The organism is Streptomyces sp. NPDC020422 (assembly GCF_044386705.1).
In the GTDB taxonomy this organism is placed as follows: domain Bacteria; phylum Actinomycetota; class Actinomycetes; order Streptomycetales; family Streptomycetaceae; genus Streptomyces.
This window is the reverse complement of the sequence record NZ_JBIRVJ010000008.1, coordinates 148,945-167,413: the sequence shown is the minus strand read 5'-3', so window position 1 is coordinate 167,413 and position 18,469 is coordinate 148,945. Positions and strand designations below refer to the sequence as shown.

At 74.0% G+C, this 18,469-nt stretch carries 19 protein-coding genes; 9 read left to right on the top strand and 10 right to left on the bottom strand.

The annotated features are described in order from the left end of the window. Positions 1-28 precede the first annotated feature (28 nt). Entirely contained in the window at positions 29-526 is a 498-nt protein-coding gene (locus tag ACH414_RS22630; RefSeq protein WP_398943098.1) for a hypothetical protein, read from the top strand. Between the two features lie 262 nt (positions 527-788). Here the strand turns inward: ACH414_RS22630 and ACH414_RS22625 are convergent, their stop codons facing one another. Further along, on the bottom strand, positions 789-2,618 hold the full coding sequence (locus ACH414_RS22625; protein WP_398943096.1) for a hypothetical protein: 1,830 nt from the start codon (positions 2,616-2,618) through the stop codon (positions 789-791). A 181-nt stretch (positions 2,619-2,799) separates the two neighbouring features. Here ACH414_RS22625 and ACH414_RS22620 point away from each other — a divergent pair, with 181 nt between their 5' ends. Next, complete coding sequence (locus ACH414_RS22620) at positions 2,800-3,561, top strand: chaplin (RefSeq protein ID WP_386564978.1); 762 nt, start codon at positions 2,800-2,802, stop codon at positions 3,559-3,561. Positions 3,562-3,584: 23 nt separating this feature from the next. Here ACH414_RS22620 and ACH414_RS22615 read toward each other — a convergent pair whose 3' ends face one another. Then, positions 3,585-4,244 carry a DUF2293 domain-containing protein gene (locus tag ACH414_RS22615; RefSeq protein WP_382540037.1) on the bottom strand — a complete coding sequence of 220 codons (660 nt, stop codon included), beginning with the start codon at positions 4,242-4,244 and terminating at the stop codon, positions 3,585-3,587. Positions 4,245-4,279: 35 nt separating this feature from the next. After that, a complete protein-coding gene (locus tag ACH414_RS22610) occupies positions 4,280-4,738 on the bottom strand; it encodes a hypothetical protein (RefSeq protein ID WP_386564974.1) in 459 nt (152 codons plus the stop codon). Between the two features lie 137 nt (positions 4,739-4,875). On the opposite strand from ACH414_RS22610, the gene ACH414_RS22605 reads away from it, so the two are divergent. Continuing rightward, on the top strand, positions 4,876-5,610 hold the full coding sequence (locus tag ACH414_RS22605; protein WP_386564972.1) for a hypothetical protein: 735 nt from the start codon (positions 4,876-4,878) through the stop codon (positions 5,608-5,610). A gap of 385 nt (positions 5,611-5,995) precedes the next feature. On the opposite strand, the gene ACH414_RS22600 is transcribed toward ACH414_RS22605, so the two are convergent. Beyond that, positions 5,996-7,207 carry a pyridoxal phosphate-dependent aminotransferase gene (locus tag ACH414_RS22600; RefSeq protein WP_386564970.1) on the bottom strand — a complete coding sequence of 404 codons (1,212 nt, stop codon included), beginning with the start codon at positions 7,205-7,207 and terminating at the stop codon, positions 5,996-5,998. A gap of 66 nt (positions 7,208-7,273) precedes the next feature. Here ACH414_RS22600 and ACH414_RS22595 point away from each other — a divergent pair, with 66 nt between their 5' ends. Further along, positions 7,274-7,903 (top strand): winged helix-turn-helix transcriptional regulator, encoded by a 630-nt coding sequence (locus ACH414_RS22595; protein ID WP_382540025.1) that lies wholly within the window; start codon positions 7,274-7,276, stop codon positions 7,901-7,903. Positions 7,904-7,930: 27 nt separating this feature from the next. Here ACH414_RS22595 and ACH414_RS22590 read toward each other — a convergent pair whose 3' ends face one another. Both ACH414_RS22590 and ACH414_RS22585 read right to left on the bottom strand, forming a co-directional pair. Next, entirely contained in the window at positions 7,931-8,314 is a 384-nt protein-coding gene (locus ACH414_RS22590; protein ID WP_398943093.1) for a MerR family transcriptional regulator, read from the bottom strand. Between the two features lie 26 nt (positions 8,315-8,340). Continuing rightward, positions 8,341-9,105 carry an SDR family NAD(P)-dependent oxidoreductase gene (locus ACH414_RS22585; RefSeq protein WP_398943091.1) on the bottom strand — a complete coding sequence of 255 codons (765 nt, stop codon included), beginning with the start codon at positions 9,103-9,105 and terminating at the stop codon, positions 8,341-8,343. 199 nt (positions 9,106-9,304) lie between these two features. Here ACH414_RS22585 and ACH414_RS22580 point away from each other — a divergent pair, with 199 nt between their 5' ends. Further along, positions 9,305-9,955: a uridine kinase gene (locus ACH414_RS22580; protein WP_398943090.1), complete on the top strand. Its 651-nt coding sequence runs from the start codon at positions 9,305-9,307 to the stop codon at positions 9,953-9,955. Here the strand turns inward: ACH414_RS22580 and ACH414_RS22575 are convergent. Genes ACH414_RS22575 through ACH414_RS22560 form a run of 4 tightly spaced genes read right to left on the bottom strand, consistent with a single transcriptional unit; the run spans position 9,952 to position 13,738 of the window. Further along, complete coding sequence (locus ACH414_RS22575) at positions 9,952-10,872, bottom strand: carbohydrate kinase family protein (RefSeq protein ID WP_398943088.1); 921 nt, start codon at positions 10,870-10,872, stop codon at positions 9,952-9,954. The two genes, ACH414_RS22580 and ACH414_RS22575, sit on opposite strands and share 4 nt — an antisense overlap. After that, positions 10,839-11,750, bottom strand: coding sequence for a pseudouridine-5'-phosphate glycosidase (locus ACH414_RS22570; protein ID WP_382540012.1), 912 nt, complete (start codon positions 11,748-11,750; stop codon positions 10,839-10,841). The genes ACH414_RS22575 and ACH414_RS22570 overlap by 34 nt, the downstream gene beginning before the upstream one ends. Positions 11,751-11,799: 49 nt before the next feature. Beyond that, complete coding sequence (locus ACH414_RS22565; RefSeq protein WP_398943086.1) at positions 11,800-12,936, bottom strand: hypothetical protein; 1,137 nt, start codon at positions 12,934-12,936, stop codon at positions 11,800-11,802. Next, the gene (locus tag ACH414_RS22560) at positions 12,920-13,738 is read right to left on the bottom strand and encodes a hypothetical protein (protein WP_398943084.1); all 819 of its coding nucleotides are present in this window, start codon (positions 13,736-13,738) and stop codon (positions 12,920-12,922) included. The genes ACH414_RS22565 and ACH414_RS22560 overlap by 17 nt, the downstream gene beginning before the upstream one ends. A gap of 460 nt (positions 13,739-14,198) precedes the next feature. Between ACH414_RS22560 and ACH414_RS22555 the strand changes: the two genes are divergently transcribed. From ACH414_RS22555 to ACH414_RS22540, 4 genes are all read left to right on the top strand, one after another. After that, entirely contained in the window at positions 14,199-14,555 is a 357-nt protein-coding gene (locus ACH414_RS22555; protein WP_382540004.1) for a cupin domain-containing protein, read from the top strand. 250 nt (positions 14,556-14,805) lie between these two features. After that, entirely contained in the window at positions 14,806-16,143 is a 1,338-nt protein-coding gene (locus ACH414_RS22550) for a discoidin domain-containing protein (RefSeq protein ID WP_386564959.1), read from the top strand. Continuing rightward, positions 16,143-17,390, top strand: a complete 1,248-nt coding sequence (locus ACH414_RS22545; protein ID WP_391769593.1) for an MFS transporter — start codon at positions 16,143-16,145, stop codon at positions 17,388-17,390. The genes ACH414_RS22550 and ACH414_RS22545 overlap by 1 nt, the downstream gene beginning before the upstream one ends. Then, on the top strand, positions 17,387-18,355 hold the full coding sequence (locus tag ACH414_RS22540) for a hypothetical protein (protein WP_382539995.1): 969 nt from the start codon (positions 17,387-17,389) through the stop codon (positions 18,353-18,355). The genes ACH414_RS22545 and ACH414_RS22540 overlap by 4 nt, the downstream gene beginning before the upstream one ends. The last annotated feature ends 114 nt before the right edge of the window (positions 18,356-18,469 follow it).

Genomic DNA, 18,469 nt, shown 5'->3' with positions numbered 1-18,469 from the left:
GACGAGACGCGCACGCGAAGGGGGCCTGGTGGAAGCCGAGTTGATGGCACTGGCGACGGCGGGGGCGACCGCCCTGGTCCAGCAGATGGTGGGCGACGGCTGGGAGCGGGCGCGGACCAGGATCGCCGCGTTCTTCGCCGCGCGCTCCGGTGCCGACCCGGAAACGGTCGGCGAGGAACTCGAAGCCGCCCGCGAGGACCTGCTGCGCGCGGAGAGCGTCGGCGACGAGACGACCGCGGGCGAGGCCAGGGCCGAGGCACGGATCGAGTGGCGCGCGAGGATGCGGCGCAGCCTGCTGGCCGATCCGGAGTCGGCGGGTGAACTGCGGTCGATTCTGGAGGAGTTGGAGGGTGGTGCGGGTAACCCGCAGCCGCAGCACACCACGATCATCAGCAACTCCATGCATGGAGGGGTCCATCACAACATCACCCTCCAGGTCGGCACCATCGGCAGGGTCGACCGGATCGGCAACGACGGCGTGGCCGGATCGGGCGGCGCGGGCGGCCAGGACGGCCCCCGGCCATGAACGCCGACCCCGTCGTGCGGGCGGCATCGGCAAGTCGGCGACCGCGCTCCACTTCGCAGCCCGTCTGCGGGGCCGCTACGACGGCGGCCGGCTCCACGGGGTGACGCCATGGCCACGGCGGCCGCCCCGTCCACGATCCGGGTCCGCTTCCTGCGGGCCCTCGGTGTCGCCCCGCAGTACGTGCCGGCCGCCCAGCAGGAGCAGATCGACCGGTTCCGCGCGCCGACCGTGAACGCCTGCTCACCGCAAGGTCGCGACGCCCTCAGCCAGTCGGAACGAACCCCGCCTCCGCCACCGCCCGTACGAGGACCCGGTGCCGGACCGCGCCGGTCACCACGACGAGCGTCCCGACGGCGGCGAGCGCTGCGAGCGAGCGCCCCTCGGCCTGCCAGGCGTGGACGGCGGAGGCGTACACGGCCGGGTCGCACGGGTCGGCAAAGCCGTCCGGGCAGGGGAGCGCGCCTAGGACCAGCGCCATTCCGTCCCCGATCGCGCACCCCCGGCCGCCTGTCGCCGCCCCCTCCCGGGCGCGCACCAGGCAGCTCCCCGGCGCGGTCCGTACCGCCGCGAGGCCGGCGTGCGGATGCCGCCGGAGCAGCTCGGCGGTGCGCGGGCCGGCCGGCTGGTCGCCGCGCCCGTCGTCGACGACCACGTCCGCGAGGGCGAGCCGTCCGGCGTCCGCGGTCGTCTCCTCCACGGCCGTGTGCGCGTCCTCGGCTGCGGGTCCGGCCGGCTCGGCGGTGGGGTCGGCGTAGCGCGTGACGGTGACCTGGGGAAGGCCCTCGGGGCCGATCGGCAGGACCGAGGTGAGGACCCGGACGGGGACGGTGACGGGCGGCGCTCCCGGGCCCTCCGGCGTCGGCAGGGGGTCGAGCCGGGCCGGCGCCGCGGGCTCGGGCAGGTGCAGCAGTGAGTGGAAGAGGCTCCGCAGCAGTCGCGCGGAGTCGCCGGGGTCGGAGCTCGCGGCCGCCGCGAAGCCGTCGTACCGTCCAGGTACGTGGGCGTCGATCACCGCGTCCAGCTGCGCGCGCAGCGGCGTTCCGGGGCGGAGGAGGGGCGCGGTCCGTCCGAGGGCGGCCACCGGCGAGGCCGGGTCCAGGTCCTGGTGCGCGAACGCGCCCAGCAGTACCGGCAGTCCGAGCGCGGCGGCGTAGTAGGTGACGGAGCCGTGGTCGCCGAGGACGCAGTCGGCCGCGGCGACCGCCTGCCGCCAGGGCCCCAGCGGATCGATGAGGGCGAGCCCCGAGCGCTCGGCGCGGCGCAGCCAGCCGCGGACCTGACCGGGGCCGTGCCCGTACCAGATGTTGGGGTGGAGGACCGCGCACAGCCGGTACTCGTCGGCGGGCAGGGTCTCCGTCAACTCCCGCAGCAGGGCGGGGAAGCCGTCCGTGCCGGCGAGGGAGGAGGGGCCCCAGGTGGAGTTCAGGACGACGAGGCGGCGCCCGTCGCCGGCCCCGAACGCGCGGCGCAGCTCCTGGCGCCGGGGGCGGAGTGCGAGCATCCGGTCGAAGCAGGGATCACCGGCGAGTACGGCGGTCCCGGCGGCCTCGGGGCAGTCGCGCCGCAGTCGGGCGAGTTGCTCGGGGTGGGAGAGGACCGTCGCGGTGGCGAGCGGTCGGCCCTCGTGGAGTAGCCACTCGGGGGCCGTGCCGAAGACGGGGGCGCTCTCTCCTGGCCTGCGCGACCCGCCACCGGTGTCCGGTGGCGCCAGCCTCTTATTGTAGCCGGCGCCATGTGAGAGGATGGTCAACTTCCCTTGGAATGAATGGAGTTCGCCGCCGTAGCTCGCGGTGACCGCGAGGTCGACCAGCTCCTTCGCCGCCAGCTCCTTCGCCTGCTCCCACGGGACCACCGGCAGCCCGGTCGCCGCGAGGAGCTCCGGGACGCCCGCCTGGAACGGCGAGGATCCCGTGCACGTGACGAGGGACTGCACGTCCAGGGCGTCGTCGAAGAGCGGCAGCACATCGAGCAGGCGGGTCGCCGAGGTGACGTTGTGGACGATGAACAGCACGGTCCGGGCACCCGTACGAGTGCGCCAGCGCGCCGCGTCCTCTCCCACCGGCACCCGCAGCCGCTCCGGTCCCACGGTCACCTCACCCCCCTCCCGCGTCACGGTAACGCTCCGCCAACGCCCGACGTCGGGACATGATCCGCCGGGTCACCCTCCCTCGAAGGAGTGAAACAGGGCATCGGTCGGAGCCGGGCACCTCACGGATGGCGTTATTTCGGGTACGGGCGACTGCCCGTGAAGACATTCCGGAAGGCAGGAAGCCATGAGGCAGATTCGCCGAAGTGGTCTGGCCACACTGTTGGTCACCGGTGGCGCGCTCGCGCTCTCGGCGGGCGCCGCCCACGCCGACTCCGCGGCCCAGGGTGCCGCCGTCGGTTCGCCGGGGGTCGGCTCCGGCAACGCCGTTCAGCTGCCCGTGCACGTCCCCGTCAACGTGTGCGGCAACACGGTGAACGTCGTCGGACTGCTCAACCCGGCGGCGGGCAACAGCTGTGCGAACCGCTCCTCGGAGCCCACGGGTTACGGCTCCGACGACAGGGGCTCCACCCACAAGGACCTGCCGGGCACCCCGCGCGGGGGATCCTCCGACAGCGGCGGCCGCGGCGGCTCGTCCAACGGCGGCGGCGCCACGGCGGAGGGACGCACCGAGGGCTCGCCCGGCGTGCTCTCGGGCAACGGGCTCCAGCTGCCGGTCGACCTCCCGGTCAACCTCAGCGGCAACTCGGTGAACGTCGTCGGCATCGGCAACCCGGCCATCGGCAACACCTCGGTCAACGGCCCCTCCGAGGAGCCCTGCGACGAGCACCCCACCCCGCGCCCGCAGACCCCGGACCGGCACCTGCCGCCCGCCCCGAGCACCGGCGAGCAGCCGCCCGCGCCGGCCCCCGCCCCGCAGTCCAGCTCGGTCCAGCTCGCCAGCACCGGCTCCGACGCGGTCGGCTTCGCCGCCCCGGCCGGCGCCGCGCTGCTCCTCGGCGGCGCGCTGATGTACCGCAGGGCCCGCCGCGCGGGCGAGCAGGGCTGACGTCCGTCGCCCACGGCGCGCGGTCAGTCGGTACGCCAGGCCCGGAGCACCGCCTCGATGGCGGGTGCGACCCTCGTCCGGGCCTGGTGACGGGGGACTCCGGTCATCAGCAGCGAGTCGTATTCGGTGTCGACGTGCCGTACGGCGGCCCGTACCGCGGCCGTGACCGCGCCCCGGTCGAGGGAGCGGCCCGCGGCCGTGCGCCCCACCCGGCCGCTGCCCTTGGCGGAGGCGTGGCCGGCGATCTCCGCCGCCCGGTCCGCGGGGCAGTGCGGAAAGAGCCGCAGGATCTCCGCCTCCAGCGCCGCCGTGATCTCCGCGTCCCGCTCCGCCCGGCGCACCGCGTCCCTGGCCCGGCGCCGGGCCCGTGCCTCGGCGTCCGCGAGGCAGGCGGCCTCGGCCTGCCGGAGCGCCGCTTCCTCGACGAGCAGGCCCTGGCGTTCGTACCGGGTGCGGCGCCTGTTGTGCCGTACGACCACCGCCCACAGCGCGCTGCCCTCGCGGGCCCGGCGGGTGAGCGCGGTGTCGCCGCGGCGCAGGAAGACGAGGTGACCGAGGTCGGCGCAGTCCAGGCAGACGGGCGCGTTGAACTCGACGACCATCCGCTCCAACGGGCCTTGCCGGCACTCCGAGCAGCGGCGTCGCTTGAGCGGTTCGACCACGACGGGGGCGACGAGTTCCACGCCGTCGTCCTACCCCCGCGGGGCCCCGTCGACGCTCAGCGCACTCCGGGCGCGGCCGCCTCGATGAACAGGGCCAGGGCTTCCTTGGCCTGCTCGGAGCGCACGGTCCGGTCGCCGTCGTCCGTCGCCTCGTGCATGCGGTGGGTCACTTCGAAGGCCGCCTCGGCGAGTTGGCGGGTCCTCGCGTCGTCGCAGACCAGCTGGACCCGGAAGAGGGCCTGGCGGGCGACGGTCCGCTGGCGGTACGAGGCGTGTCGGGACTCCTCGGCCTCCTCGGAGCCCGGCTCCAGCCTGGCGCGGAACCAGCGGTCGTTCTGGCTGTGCCGGTAGTCGACGACCGCTCCGGCGAACGCGCTGTAGGTCGCGATCCGTTCCTGCCGCAGCTGCTCGGTCCTGGCGAGCGCCGCGGTCCGCTCGGTGGCCCGGGCCTGGAACCAGTGGGTGGCGATCACGCCCAGCAGGGTTCCGACGACGGCTATCAGCGCCGCATCCATGAGGGATCCGCTCCTTGCGCACTCGGTTGCTCGGTTACTCGACTACTCGACGCGGTTCCGCCGTAGGGGCGGGTGCGAGCTCAACAGGCAGGAAAAACAGTTCGATTCGCCGGGGCTCGACCCCTAGGGTCGAGCGCGTGGCAACGAAACTCAATCAGATCATCGCAGTGGAGAAAGGCGTCAAGTCCCGGGCGCATCAGGACCTGACCACCGCCCATCACGGTCTGCAGAAGCCGGCCCTGCTCGCCGGCATCTCCCGTACGTACCAGCCGAAGGACGAGGAGGGCGAGCAGCTGCCGCCCGAGTCGACGCTGGTGCAGGTCAAGGCCGAGGACGTGCTGCGCGACACCGCGCGGACGCTGACCCGCCTCTTCGACGTCACCGCCACCAAGGACTGGGCGAACTGCGGGGCCCGCGCCGACATCACCGTCGACGGGCGGGTCCTGGTGAGCGGGGTGCCGGTCGCCTATCTGCTCTTCCTGGAGAAGCAGCTGACGGACATCCTCACCTTCGTCCGCAAGCTCCCGGTGCTCGACGCCGCCGAGTCGTGGACGCAGGACCCGTCGACCGACGCGTGGAAGACCGAGCCCGTCCGTACGGTCCGTACGAAGAAGGTGCCGCGCAACCACGTCAAGGCGGAGGCGACGGAGAAGCACCCGGCGCAGGTCGAGGTGTACTACGAGGACGTGCCGGTCGGGTACTGGACGACCGTGAAGTTCTCCGGGGCGCTGCCCGCCCGGCGGGTGAACGAGCTGACCGAGCGGGTCGAGAAGCTCCAGCAGGCGGTGAAGTTCGCCCGCGAGGAGGCGAACGGCGCGGAGGTCACCGACCAGCGGGTCGGCGACGCCGTCTTCGGCTACCTCTTCGGGTAGTCCCATGAACTCCCCGGCCGCGAGCGCGGCCGGGGTGCGCGAGGAGCGCAAAGCTGAAGCTGAGCCTTGTCGTGAAGACGCGGTCCGGTCACCAGAGCACTTCTGACACGGATCGCGTTCAAACTCAGACTATTGCTCCAGATTCAGCATGCGCCGCTCATCGCCGGATCGACCGGGCCCGGGCCCTGGTGCGTCGAAATGCCAGTTCGAATCTGGTCCGCCGAGCTCTCGATCGGCGGTGGTCCAACGGCAGGACGCGACGCAATGACGACTGACCCGGGTCCTCAACTGCGCCGGCGTGTGAAGAGGAGCGGCATCGAAAGGGTCCGGGGGCAGGCTACGCCCTCGGACCCGCTGCCGTTTCCGGTGACCGGGGCTCCGGTGCCTACTGCCGGTATCCGCTCAGGAAGCGTCCGATGCGGCTGATCGCCGCGTCCAGGTCGTCCGCGTGGGGGAGCGTCAGGATGCGGAAGTGGTCCGGGCGCGGCCAGTTGAAGCCGGTGCCCTGGACGACCTGGATCTTCTCCCGCAGCAGCAGATCGAGGACGAACCGCTCGTCGTCGTGGATCTTGTGGACGGTCGGATCCAATCGGGGGAAGGCGTAGAGCGCGCCCTTGGGCTTGACGCAGGACACGCCGGGGATCTCGTTCAGCTTCTCCCAGGCGCGGTCGCGCTGTTCGTGCAGCCGTCCGCCGGGGGCGGTCAGCTCGTGGATCGACTGCCGGCCGCCGAGCGCCGCCTGGATGGCGTACTGGGCGGGGGCGTTGGGGCAGAGCCGCATGGAGGCCAGCATCGTCAGGCCCTCCAGATAGCTCTTGGCGTGTTCCTTGGGGCCGGTCACGACCAGCCAGCCGGACCGGAAGCCGGCCACCCGGTAGGTCTTGGAGAGCCCGCCGAAGGTGAGGACGACCAGGTCCGGGGCGAGGGAGGCGGCCGGGTAGTGCACGGCGTCGTCATAGACGATCTGGTCGTAGATCTCGTCGGCGAAGACCATCAGGCCGTGGCGGCGGGCGAGATCGAGGATGCCCTCGACGATCTCCTTGGGATACACCGCGCCGGTGGGGTTGTTCGGGTTGATGATCACGACCGCCCGGGTCCGGTCGGTGATCTTGGCGGCCATGTCGTCGAGGTCCGGGTACCAGTCGGCGGACTCGTCGCACAGGTAGTGCACGGCCTTGCCGCCCGCGAGGGTCGTGACCGCCGTCCACAGGGGGAAGTCGGGGGCCGGGATCAGGACCTCGTCGCCGTCCTCCAGGAGTGCCTGGACGGCCATCGACACCAGTTCGGAGACGCCGTTGCCGAGGAAGACGTCGTCGACGTCGACGCCCCGCAGGCCCATCGACTCATAGCGCTGCGCGACGGCGCGGCGGGCCGAGAGGATGCCGCGCGAGTCGGTGTAGCCGTGCGCCTTGGGGAGCATCCTGATCATGTCCTGGACGATCTCCTCCGGCGCCTCGAAGCCGAAGAGCGCGGGGTTTCCGGTGTTGAGGCGCAGAACGCTGTGGCCCGCCTCCTCCAGGGCGTTGGCGTGCTCGATGACCGGGCCGCGGATCTCGTAGCAGACCTCGCTCAGCTTGCTCGACTGCCGGAACTCCATGCGTCGACCTCCCCAGAAGTGTTGATGCTTGGTTTTACCAAGTTCGAGCTTGGAAAGTCCAACAACATGTCTAGACTGCGTCGCATGCCACGCCGCCGAAGCTATGACCAGTACTGCGCCGCAGCCCGCGCCCTCGACGCCGTCGGCGACCGCTGGACGCTCCTGATCGTCAGGGAACTCCTCGCCGGGCCGCGCCGCTACACCGATCTGCATGCCGATCTCCCGGGCGTCAGCACCGACATGCTCGCCGGGCGGCTCAAGGACATGGAGGGCGCCGAGCTCGTCACCCGCCGCCGGCTGCCCCCGCCCGCCTCCGCGTACGTGTACGAGCTCACCGACCGCGGCCGCGAACTGCTGCCCGTCCTGCGCGCCCTCGCCGCCTGGGGCGCGCCCTCCCTCGACGCGCCCCGGCCGACGGACGCCGTGCGCGCCCACTGGTTCGCCATCCCGCTCCTGACGGCCCTGGAGCCGCTGGGCGCGCGGGTCGTCCAGGTCACCCTCGACGAGGGCGAGTTCCACGTACGGACCGGGGCCGACGGACGGGTGGAGTACGGCGACGGGGCGGCCGCCGACGCCGAGGTGCGCCTCCTCACCGACGCGGAGACCTGCCGGGCCCTGGCCAACGGGGAGTGCACCCTCGCCGACGCGGTCGCGGCCGGCCGCGCCGAACTCGTGGAGCCGGCCCTGTCGTCCTGACCCGGGCCCCGGACGCCCGCCCGGGCCTCAGGGCCGGTGCGGCGCCTCTCCTGGCGCCCGTTCCGGCGCCCGTGCGGCCAGGGCGGTCGCGAGGCGGTCCCTGGCCTCCGTCTGCGCCGCGATCCGCGCGTCGAGCACCGCGAGCCGCTCGCGGGCGATCTCGAGACCCCGGGCGGAGGGCGGCGCGGCGGGCATGTCCCCGTCGAGGCAGGACGCGAACGCGGTCACGTCGTCGAGCGTCAGCCCGGCCTCCAGCAGGTACCGGATATTGGACACACGCACCACGGCGCCCTCGTCGTACACCCGGTATCCGTTGGCCGCGCGGGCCGAGGAGATCAGCCCCGCCTGCTCGTAGTGGCGCAGGGCGCGCGCCGTCGTCCCGGTCCGCCGGGCCAGTTCTCCGATGCGCAAGGCGACCACCTCCCCGCGCAGTCGTATCACGACACCAGGGCGCCCCCGTCGACGGGCAGCACCGTCCCCGTCAGATAGGCGGCGTCCCGCGAGGCCAACGAGGTGATCGCCCAGGCCACTTCCTCGGGGCGGCCGATGCGGCCCAACGGGATGTGCGCCAACTGCCAGTCCCGCAGGGACGTCCGCTGCTCCGGGGTGAGCCCCATGTGGTCGGCGATCGGCGTCTCGATCGCACCGGGCGCGACCGCCACGACCCTGACCCCGCGCGGCGCCAGCTCGACGGCCCAGCAGCGGGTCAGTGTCTCCAGAGCGCTCTTGGTCGCCGGATAGACGGAGCCGACGGGCCAGCCGCGCTGGCCGATCGTGGTCGAGACGTTGACCACGACTCCCCTGGAGGCCTCCAGCGCCGGCACGGCCGCCTGGGTGAGCAGGACGGGGGCGACGAGATTGGTCTCCAGGAGGGGGCCGATCACCTCGCGGCCCAGCGTCCCGAGCGGCCCGCCGTTGCCGATCCCGGCGTTGTTGACCAGCACGTCGAGCCGCCCGTACGCGTCGACGGCGGCCGCCACGATCTCCTCGGGCGCGCCCTCCGCCGTGATGTCGGCGACCAGCGGCCGGACCGTCGCAAAGCCTTCGGCGGCCTCCGCGAGCGGCTCGGGCCTGCGCCCCACGGCGAGGACCGTGGCCCCCTCGCGCGCGAAGGCGCGCGCCGTGGCCCGCCCGATGCCGGTTCCCGCGCCCGTGACCACGACGACGCGGGGGGTGCTGCTGTGCTGTGTGCCGGTGTCCATGGGGTGATGCTCGAACCCTGCCGCCAGTGACAAGGTCAAGACGGGGTCCACGATGGTGGATCCAAAGTCCTGGATCCAAAATCCTGGATCCAAAATCCAGATGGTGGATCCACCATCTGGGGTCCACGATCGTGGACCCCCCGTCCCCCATCCGCAATCCGAAATCCCGTCGCCCCGGACGTGCGGCAGGATGGGACGGATGCGATTCGAAGCGATCAGCTGGGAGCGGCTCGCCGACGCGGTGGCCGGTCGGGTCGACGGGGCCGAGCCCGCCGACGGCAGCCCCTGGCTCAAGGTGGGCATCGACGGCGCCCCCGCCGCACCGGGCGGGGAGCTGGCCGGGCGGGTCGCCGACGCGCTGCGGCTGCGCGGTCGGTCCGTCCTCGTCGTCGGGACCGGGGGCTTCCTGCGGCCGGCGTCCCTGCGCTACGAGTACGGCAAGCAGGACCCCGACGCCTACTACGGCGGCTGGTTCGACACCGGGGCGCTGTGGCGCGAGGTCTTCGGACCGCTGGAGCCCGGCGGCAGCGGCCGGGTGCTGCCCGACCTGTGGGACCCGGTCACCGACCGCGCGACCCGCAGTCCCGCCGTGCCCCTGCCGCCCGGCGGCGTCCTGGTCCTGCACGGCCCCTTCCTGCTCGGGCACTGGTTCCCGTTCGACCTGACGGTGCATCTGCGCCTGTCGCCCGGCGCCCTCGCCCGCCGCACCGAGGAGCCCTGGGCGCTGCCGGCCTTCGAGCGGTACGAGAACGAGGTCGCCCCGGCCGACGTCGCCGACGCCGTCGTACGCGTCGACGACCCGCGCCGCCCGGCCTGGGCCGGCTTCGGCGGTGCCGGCCGCGCCGGCTAGGGCCGCCCGCCCACCCTGGTGACCGCCTCGGCCCCCGCGCGGCAGCCGGACCCGGCCGCCGAGACCGGGTCCGCGCCGGTCAGGAGGGCGGCGAGGAAGGCGCCCGTGAAGGCGTCGCCCGCTCCGGTGGAGTCCAGCGGGCGGACCGGCGGCGCCGTCACCCGGGCCGTCACGCGTCCCTCCGCGGCGAGGACCGCGCCCTCGGCGCCCAGGGTCACCGCGACCAGCGGGAAGCGGCGGCTGAGCGCCGCGGCGGCCTCGTCCGGGCTCGCGCGGCCGGTCAGCAGGCGGGCCTCGTCGGCGTTGGGCAGCAGGCACTGCGCGCCGTCCGCGGCCGAGAGAAAGCGCTCCGGGCCCAGCTCCGTGAGGAAACCGGCCGACGCCGGGTCCACGCTCACCGGGACGCCGGCGGCCCGGGCGTCGCGCAGGACCAGCCCGGCCGTCTCCCGGCTCGGACCGGAGAAGAAGAGGTAGCCGGACAGATGCACCCGGGCCACCCCGTCGAGCAGCGCGGGCGACCAGTCCTCGGGCGCGAGGCGCAGCGAGGCCCCGCTGTCGGTGAGGAACGTGCGCTCGGCGTCGGGCCCGACCAGGGCGATGACCGCCGCGGTGGGCGCGTTCGGGTCCAGGGCCAGCAGCGGGCGGACGCCCGCGCGGCGCAGCTCCCGCTCGTGCCAGGCCGCCGAGTCGGTGCCCACCCGTCCGAGCAGCCGCACGTCCGCCCAGCCCGAACGCGCCGCCCAGCAGGCCACGTTGGCCCCCGCGCCGCCGGGGAGCGTCCGGATCCGCGCCGGGGTGTCGGTGGCGGCGGACAGGGGCTTGCGGTGCCGGGCGACCACGTCCGTGACGACGTCCCCGACCACCAGCAGCGCGGCCGGGCCGGTCACGGGCGCCCGCGGTAGGCCGCCGCGATCCACGCCGCGAGCCGCACGTTGCCGCGTACCGCCGCGAGGTTCGCCTCCAGGGACGCCCCTCCCGTGTGCACCGTCAGATGGTCGAGGAGGAAGGGCGTCACCGCCTGCCCCGTGATCCCCTTCTCCTTCGCCGCCGCCAGGCCCTGGGCGAGGACCCGGTCGTGCAGCGCGGGATCGAGCTGGTCCTCGTGCGGCACGGGATTGGCGACGATCAGCGCCGCGCGCGGACCGCCGAGCTCGTCCTGGGCGCGTATCACCGCCGCCACCTCGTGCGGCGTGCGCAGGGTCCAGTCGACGGGCTCGCCCGACGAGGAGAGGTAGAAGCCGGGGAACCGGTCCGTCCCGTAGCCGACGACGCCCACGCCGAGCGTCTCCAGGCGCTGGAGCGTCGCCGGCACGTCGAGGATCGACTTCACCCCCGCGCACACCACCGTGACGCCGACCTGGGCGAGCAGCCGCAGGTCGGCCGATTCGTCCTGGGTCTCGGTCCATTCCCTGTGGACCCCGCCGAGGCCGCCGGTCGCGAAGATCCGGATGCCCGCGGCGTCCGCGAGCCACGCCGTCGCGGACACGGTCGTCGCCCCGGTCGCCCCGGTCGCCAGCGCGGGCGCCAGATCGCGGTGGCCCAGCTTCCGCACCGACGGGTCCTCCGCGATGCGGGTGAGGGCGGCCTCGTCCAGGCCGATCCGGGCCGTGCCGTCGAGCACCGCGATGGTGGCGGGGACGGCCCCGCCCTCCCGGACCAGCGCCTCCAGCTCCCGGGCCACGGCCAGGTTGCGCGGGCGCGGCAGACCGTGGGCGATGATCGTCGACTCGAGCGCGACGACGGGACGGCCCTCGTGGAGCGCCTCCCGTACCTCCTCGGACACCTGTGTGGACATGGAAGATCTCTGGCGCACCCGGGGGTCCCGCAAACCTCGGCGGCGGGCATCAGCCACAGTGCGGCAGTCCGGGCAGCCGTGCCCCGTCCACCACCTGGATCACGCTCCGCGCACCGGCCGCCTTCGCCTCGCCCACGCTGTACGCGAGGGCCAGCGCGCCGCCGGCGGCCTGGACATAGCCGTACGCCGGGGTGATCTCGGCATACGCGCCGGAGCCGAGGTCCAGGGCGTAGGAGGTCTCCGGGGTGCGCCAGGTGACCAGCCGGCCGGAGGTCCGCAGCTGGTCCATGCCGTCGACGGCGGGGGAGGCGGTCACGGCGGCCGAGGGCCTGGCCTCGCCCGCGCGCCACACCATCAGCCGGGGCGCCGTCTCGCCCGCCACCCAGGCCCAGGTCGTGCCGTCGGACACCGGGGACCGGATGTCGCGCAGGGCGGCGATCGCCGGGGGCAGCGCCGCCGGGCGCCCGTCCCGCAGGGAGACGGCCGAGAGCCGGGTCCCGGCGCCCGCGGCCTCGCGCCACACCAGCAGGCCGCCCGCGGCGAACGGGCTGTCCAGCACGCCGGTGTGCCACGCGCGCGGGGCACCGCCCGCGGCCGGCGCGGCGAAGACGGTGGCCTTGCCGGAGCCCGTGCCCTGCGCCCACAGCACGGTGCCGTCGCGGACGACGGGCCGGGGGAGCGGCCCTGGCCGGGCGGCGCGGGCGAGCCGCCGGGACCTGCCGGTGGCCGCGTCCCACACGTACAGGCTCCACGGGCTGTCCAGGGTCCGCCCCTCCAGGACGGCGAACGCCGCCCAGCGGCGCCCGTCGAAGTCCGCGGCGAGCAGCTGGTGTTCCACGGGGTCGGCGAGCCGCAGCAGGGTGTGCGGAGACTTTTCGCCCGGGCGTACGAGGACGGCGCGGCGCCCCTCGGCGCCGGTCAGCTGGAGCGCCGTCCAGCCCGGCCCGGTCTCCGTGAGGACCGCGCGTTCCCCGGCCGGCGGCCGGTACTCGCCCGTCGTGAACGCGGAGCGCCACGCGGCGGGCAGCGCCACCTCGCAGGCCGCCGTCCGCGCCGGGGCGGCCGTCGGGGAGGGCGCGGCCCGCGCGGGACCGGGCCCGGCGCCGTCCGGCGAGCAGCTCGCGAGGAGCAGGGCGCCGGCCAGGAACGGCACCGGCAGGAGGCGTCGGCTACCAGACGTAGCCACGGCCGCCCATGATGGTGGTGATCGTGTCGGACGAGATGTGCGCCGACTTGGGCACCGAGCCCGCCCATGAGATGACGCTGGTGCTCACCCCGCCCACCGGGTCCAGATAGTCGACCTCTCCGGCGGCCGTGTCGGTGTTGTAGCCGTCGATCGAGACCCAGTGGAAGATCTCGATGTTGGGGTGGCCCACGAGATGCGGACCGCCCGGCACCTCCCAGGCGTTGCCCGCGATGGCGTAGTCGTTGTCGGTGTTGTGGACGATGTGCTGCTTGAAGTTGGCCTTGTCGGTGGCGGTGGGGGTGTACGGCAGTGCCTTCGGTACGTAACCGGCACCGGGGAGGCGGTAGTTGAGGGCGTCCGCCATCGGGTAGCCGGTCGGGCTCGGCACGTTGATGTCGATGCCGTACCAGGCGGTGCCGCTGGTGGTCGTCTTGAGCAGGGTCGCCGCGTCCTGCTGCGACCGGCCGCCGACCTCGTCGTGGGCCGACTGGGTGATCACCAGGGTGGCCGGGCCGCACCAGTAGGAGGTCTGCTGCGACTGGTGGAGGGCGCCGGAGAGCTTGTACCCGGCGAGGGCGCGCGCTCCCGCGTACGTTCTCTCCGCCTCGGTCTGCTTGGCGGCTGCGAGCCTGCGCTGGGCCGGCGTGAGGCGCTGCGGCCCGAGGGTGTCGTGGCCGGCCTTGTAGGAGGCGCCGGGAGCGGGTTCCGTCGCGGACGCGACGGGGACGGCGGTGGCGGCGGTCAGCAGCGCCACGGCGCCGAGGACGGCCGCGCGGGTGCCGAGACGGGTGGTGGGGGTCATCGCACTCTCCTGTCCGGGGTGGGGGGAGGAGGGGGAGCAGTCGGGTGGGAGTGTGACGCCCGCGCGCCACCTCTGTCAGGAGGCTCGGCGCAATCCACGCGACCAACATTGGCCCCACCAAAGACGCTGCCGCCCACCAGCGGGGACATCCGCGCGTAACGCCCCGCGCGGGGGCGGTTTTCGGTGCGCCCAAGGCCGAGAACAGACGCCCCTGGCCGGAACCGGGCCCTCGCCCGCGTCCGCGGGGGAGGGCCCGGCGGCTGCGGAATCGGTGCCTCGCCGCCCCGCCCCGAGGGGCTGGGGCGCCCCTTTGGGCGTGCCCCGGCCGTAAACCCCTCCTGCGGATTCCGTCGCGCCGGACGCGCCGGAGAAGTGCCTGGTCGGAGGGGGAAACGGAAGGAATTCCTCCAGCAGGTCCCGAGCCCGGTCGGGCGCCGGGGCCCCGCTACAGTCACCGGCCATGACCACTCACGCACAGCCCTCCTTCGCCGTCCACATCCCCGACGCCGACCTCGAACCCGAGCCGCTCGACCCCGGCCAGATCGTCTCCGGCACCCCCGAGGTGACCGGCAAGGTCCTGTGGGAGTCCGCCGACGGCAAGCAGATCCGCGGCATCTGGCAGATCACCCCCGGCGTGGTCACCGACACCGAGGCGAACGAGCTCTTCGTCGTCGTCAGCGGGCGCGCCACGGTCGCGGTCGAGGGCGGCGACACCCTGGAGATCGGCCCCGGCGACGCCTGCGTGCTGCGGGAGGGCGACCGCACCACCTGGACCGTCCACGAGACGCTGCGCAAGGCGTACCACATCAGCCTCTGAACTCCCTTCGCGGAAGCCTGGGTTCGGGGTCTGGTAGGAAACTTTCCTATCCACTAGCATCCCGGCAGCGGCTTGGCGCGGCGCCCCGCCCAGGGCTTCCCTGAGCGGGGCGTGACGCGCTCAGCGAGAGCTCTGACCCGGCCGCTGTGCACCGCAGCACGCCCCGTGGCGCCCCCCGCCAGGCGGCCCGGGCCGCGCTGCCCGCACCGGAGCCCAGCTCTCTCCGTCCCCAGGCAAAGGAGTCCCAGGTATGCGCCTGAACGCCTCCGCCCCACCCCGTCGCACCACGCTGTCCATCCTCCTCGCCGCCGTCCTGCTCCTCGCCGGCGGCCTGCTGATCGGCGCCCCCGGGCGAGCCGACGCCGCGGACCCGCTCCTGTCCCGCGGCAAGCCCGCCACCTCCTCCTCCGACGAGGACGCCACCCTCACCCCGGCCAAGGCCTTCGACGGCGACCCCGCCACCCGATGGGCCAGCGCCGAGGGCTCCGACCCGCAATGGCTGCGCGTCGACCTCGGCGCCACCGCCACCGTCTCCCGCGTCCGCCTCTCCTGGGAGGCGGCCTACGCCAAGGCCTACCGCGTCGAGGTCTCCTCCGACGGCGCCACCTGGACCGCCCTCGCCACCGAGACGGCCGGCAACGGAGGCACCGACGACTGGACCGGGCTCACCGGGAAGGGCCGCTACCTCCGGATCTACGGCACCGCCCGCGGCACCTCGTACGGCTACTCCCTCTACGAAGTGGAGGTGTACGGGACGACCGACGGCACCACCCCGCCGCCCACCACCGGCTCCTTCACCGTCGTCGCCGCCGGCGACATCGCCGCGCAGTGCACCGCCTCCAGCAGCTCCTGCGCGCACCCCAAGACCGCCGCCCAGGCCCAGCGGATCGCCCCCAGGTTCTACGTGACGATGGGCGACAACCAGTACGACGACGCCCGCCTGACCGACTACCGCGCCTACTACGACAAGACCTGGGGCGCCTTCAAGGCCAAGACCCGCCCCGTCCCCGGCAACCACGAGACCTACGACCCCGCGGGCTCCCTCGCCGGCTACAAGGCGTACTTCGGCGCGATCGCCTACCCCCAGGGCCTGCCCTACTACAGCTACGACGAGGGCAACTGGCACTTCATCGCGCTCGACTCCAACTCCTTCGACGACCCCGCCCAGATCCAGTGGCTCAAGGACGACCTCGCCCGCAACGCCAAGGGCTGTGTCGCCGCGTACTTCCACCACCCGCTCTACTCCTCCGGCGGGCACGGCAACGACCCCGTCTCCCGGCCCGTCTGGCAGATCCTCTACGCGGCCAAGGCCGACCTCGTCCTCAACGGGCACGACCACCACTACGAGCGCTTCGCCCCGCAGGACCCCGACGGCCGGGCCACCGCCGACGGCATCGTCGAGATCGTCGGCGGCATGGGCGGCGCCGAGCCGTACCCCATCGAGACCGTCCAGCCCAACAGCCAGAAGCGCATCAGCGGCTCGTACGGGGTGCTGAAGCTGAACTTCACCGACACCGCCTACAGCTGGCAGTACGTCGGCACGGACGGCTCGGTCAAGGACACCGGCCCGACCTACACCTGCCACTGATGTACCTCGCGACCACCGGTCGCCGCGGCACGCCGCCCACCCCCTCCGGGGTGCGGCGGCGCGTCCCCGCCACCGTCCTCGCCCTCGGCACCGTCAGCCTCGTCACCGACGTCTCCTCCGAGATGGTCACGGCCGTCCTGCCGCTCTACCTCGTCCTCGGACTCGGCCTGACCCCGCTCCAGTTCGGCTTCCTCGACGGGCTGTTCACCGGTGCCACCGCGCTCGTACGCCTCCTCGGCGGCCACGCCGCCGACCGCGGCGGGCACCACAAGCGGATCGCCGGCATCGGCTACGCCCTGTCCGCCTGCTCCCGCCTCGGCCTGCTCCTCGCCGGCGGCGCGACCGGTCTCCTCGGCGCCGCCCTCGCCGCCGACCGCCTCGGCAAGGGCATCCGCACCGCCCCGCGCGACGCCCTCATCACCCTCGCGAGCCCGCCCGACGGCCTCGGTCGCGCCTTCGGCGTCCACCGGGCCATGGACACCACCGGCGCGCTCCTCGGACCGCTCGCCGCCTTCGCCCTGCTGTGGGCGACCGCCGACGCCTACGACGCCGTCTTCGTCGTCAGCTTCTGCGTCGGCCTCCTCGGGGTGCTGCTGCTCGTGGTGCTCGTCCCCGGAGGCCGCCGGGAGACCGTGGATGTCACCCGCGGTCCGCGCGACCTGACGGCCCCGCTCCGCCTGCCCGCCGTGCGCCGGGTCGCGTTCGCCGCCGCGCTCCTCGGCGCGGCCACCGTCGGCGACGCGTTCCTCTACCTGCTGCTCCAGCGCAGGACCGAGCTGGCCACCACCTGGTTCCCGTTCCTGCCGCTCGGCGCCGCGGCCGCCTATCTGCTGCTCGCCGTACCCGCCGGGCGGCTCGCCGACCGCATCGGCCGCAGACGCCCCTTCCTGTACGGGCACGGCGCCCTGCTCCTCGCCATGGCCCTGCTCCTCGCCCCGGTGCCGGACGCCGTCCTCATCGGCGGGGTGCTCACCCTGCTCGGAGTCTTCTACGCCGCCACCGACGGCGTCCTCATGGCCCTCACCGGACCGCTCCTCCCGGCCACCGGCAGGGCGAGCGGGCTCGCCGTCGTCCAGACCGCGCAGGCCCTCGCCCGGGTCGCCGCGGCGACCGGCTTCGGTGCGGCCTGGACCCTGTGGGGGCCGTCCACCGCGCTCGTCCTCGCCTCGGCCGGACTCGCGGTGGCCCTCGTGTGCTCCGCCCGCCTGCTGCCCGCCGACCCACCGCACGGAAGGACCGCGACATGACCGCCCGCCGCCTCTGGGCACTCCTCCTGGGCGCCCTGCTCCTCGTCGGCGGCGCCACCGCCTACACCCTGCGGGCCGCCGCCGAGCGCCCGCGGACCGAGGCCGTCACCGCCGACACGGGCTTCGGGCTCGACGGGCCCCCGGGCGCCCTCTACTTCCGCGACACCGCCACCGGACGCGTCGCCCGCCAGGACCCGGCCGCACCGGGCTCACGCCTCGTCGGAGGACCGCGCTGCGACCGCTTCCACGCCGCCGCGAGCACCGCGCTCTGCCTCCAGCGCCGCCCGGGCCTGCCCGCCCGCTCCTACGTCCTCGTCCTCGACCGGCGGCTGCACGAGGTGCGCCGGATGAGCCTGCCCGGCATCCCCAGCCGGGCCAGGGTCTCCGCCTCCGGGCGGGTGCTCGCCTGGACCACCTTCGCCACCGGCGACTCCTACGCCACCTCCGCGTTCTCCACCCGGACCTCGATCCTCGACCTGCGCACCGGTTATCTGATCAAGAGCATCGAGCAGATCCCGCTCACCCTGGGCGGGCGCCGCCACCACGCCCCGGACGTCAACTACTGGGGCGTCAGCTTCGCCCGCGACGACAACCGCTTCTATGCCACCGTCTCCACCCAGGGCCGCACCCACCTCGTCGAGGGCGACCTGCGGAACTGGTCGGCGCGCGCCGTCAAGGAGAACGTCGAGTGCCCCTCGCTCTCCCCGGACGGCACCCGCATCGCCTACAAGAAGAAGGTCTCCACCGACCCCGGAGCACCCTGGCGGCTGTACGTCCTCGACCTCGACACCCTGCGCGAACACCCGCTCGCCGAGACCCGGTCCGTCGACGACCAGGCGTCCTGGACGGGGCCGGGCACGCTCTCGTACGGCGTGGCGGGCGCGGTGTGGAGCGTGCCCGCCGACGGCACGGGGTCGCCGCGGCGCGTGCTGGAGGGGGCGAGCTCGCCGGTGGTGCCGCGCTGAGACGACTGGATCCAGGAAGTTTCAGCCGGGAGGTTGGATCCAGGAGGTTTGAGCCAGGGGGGATCCAAGAGGGGATCCAGGAGGGGATCCAGGATCCGACCGACCCGGCAGGCC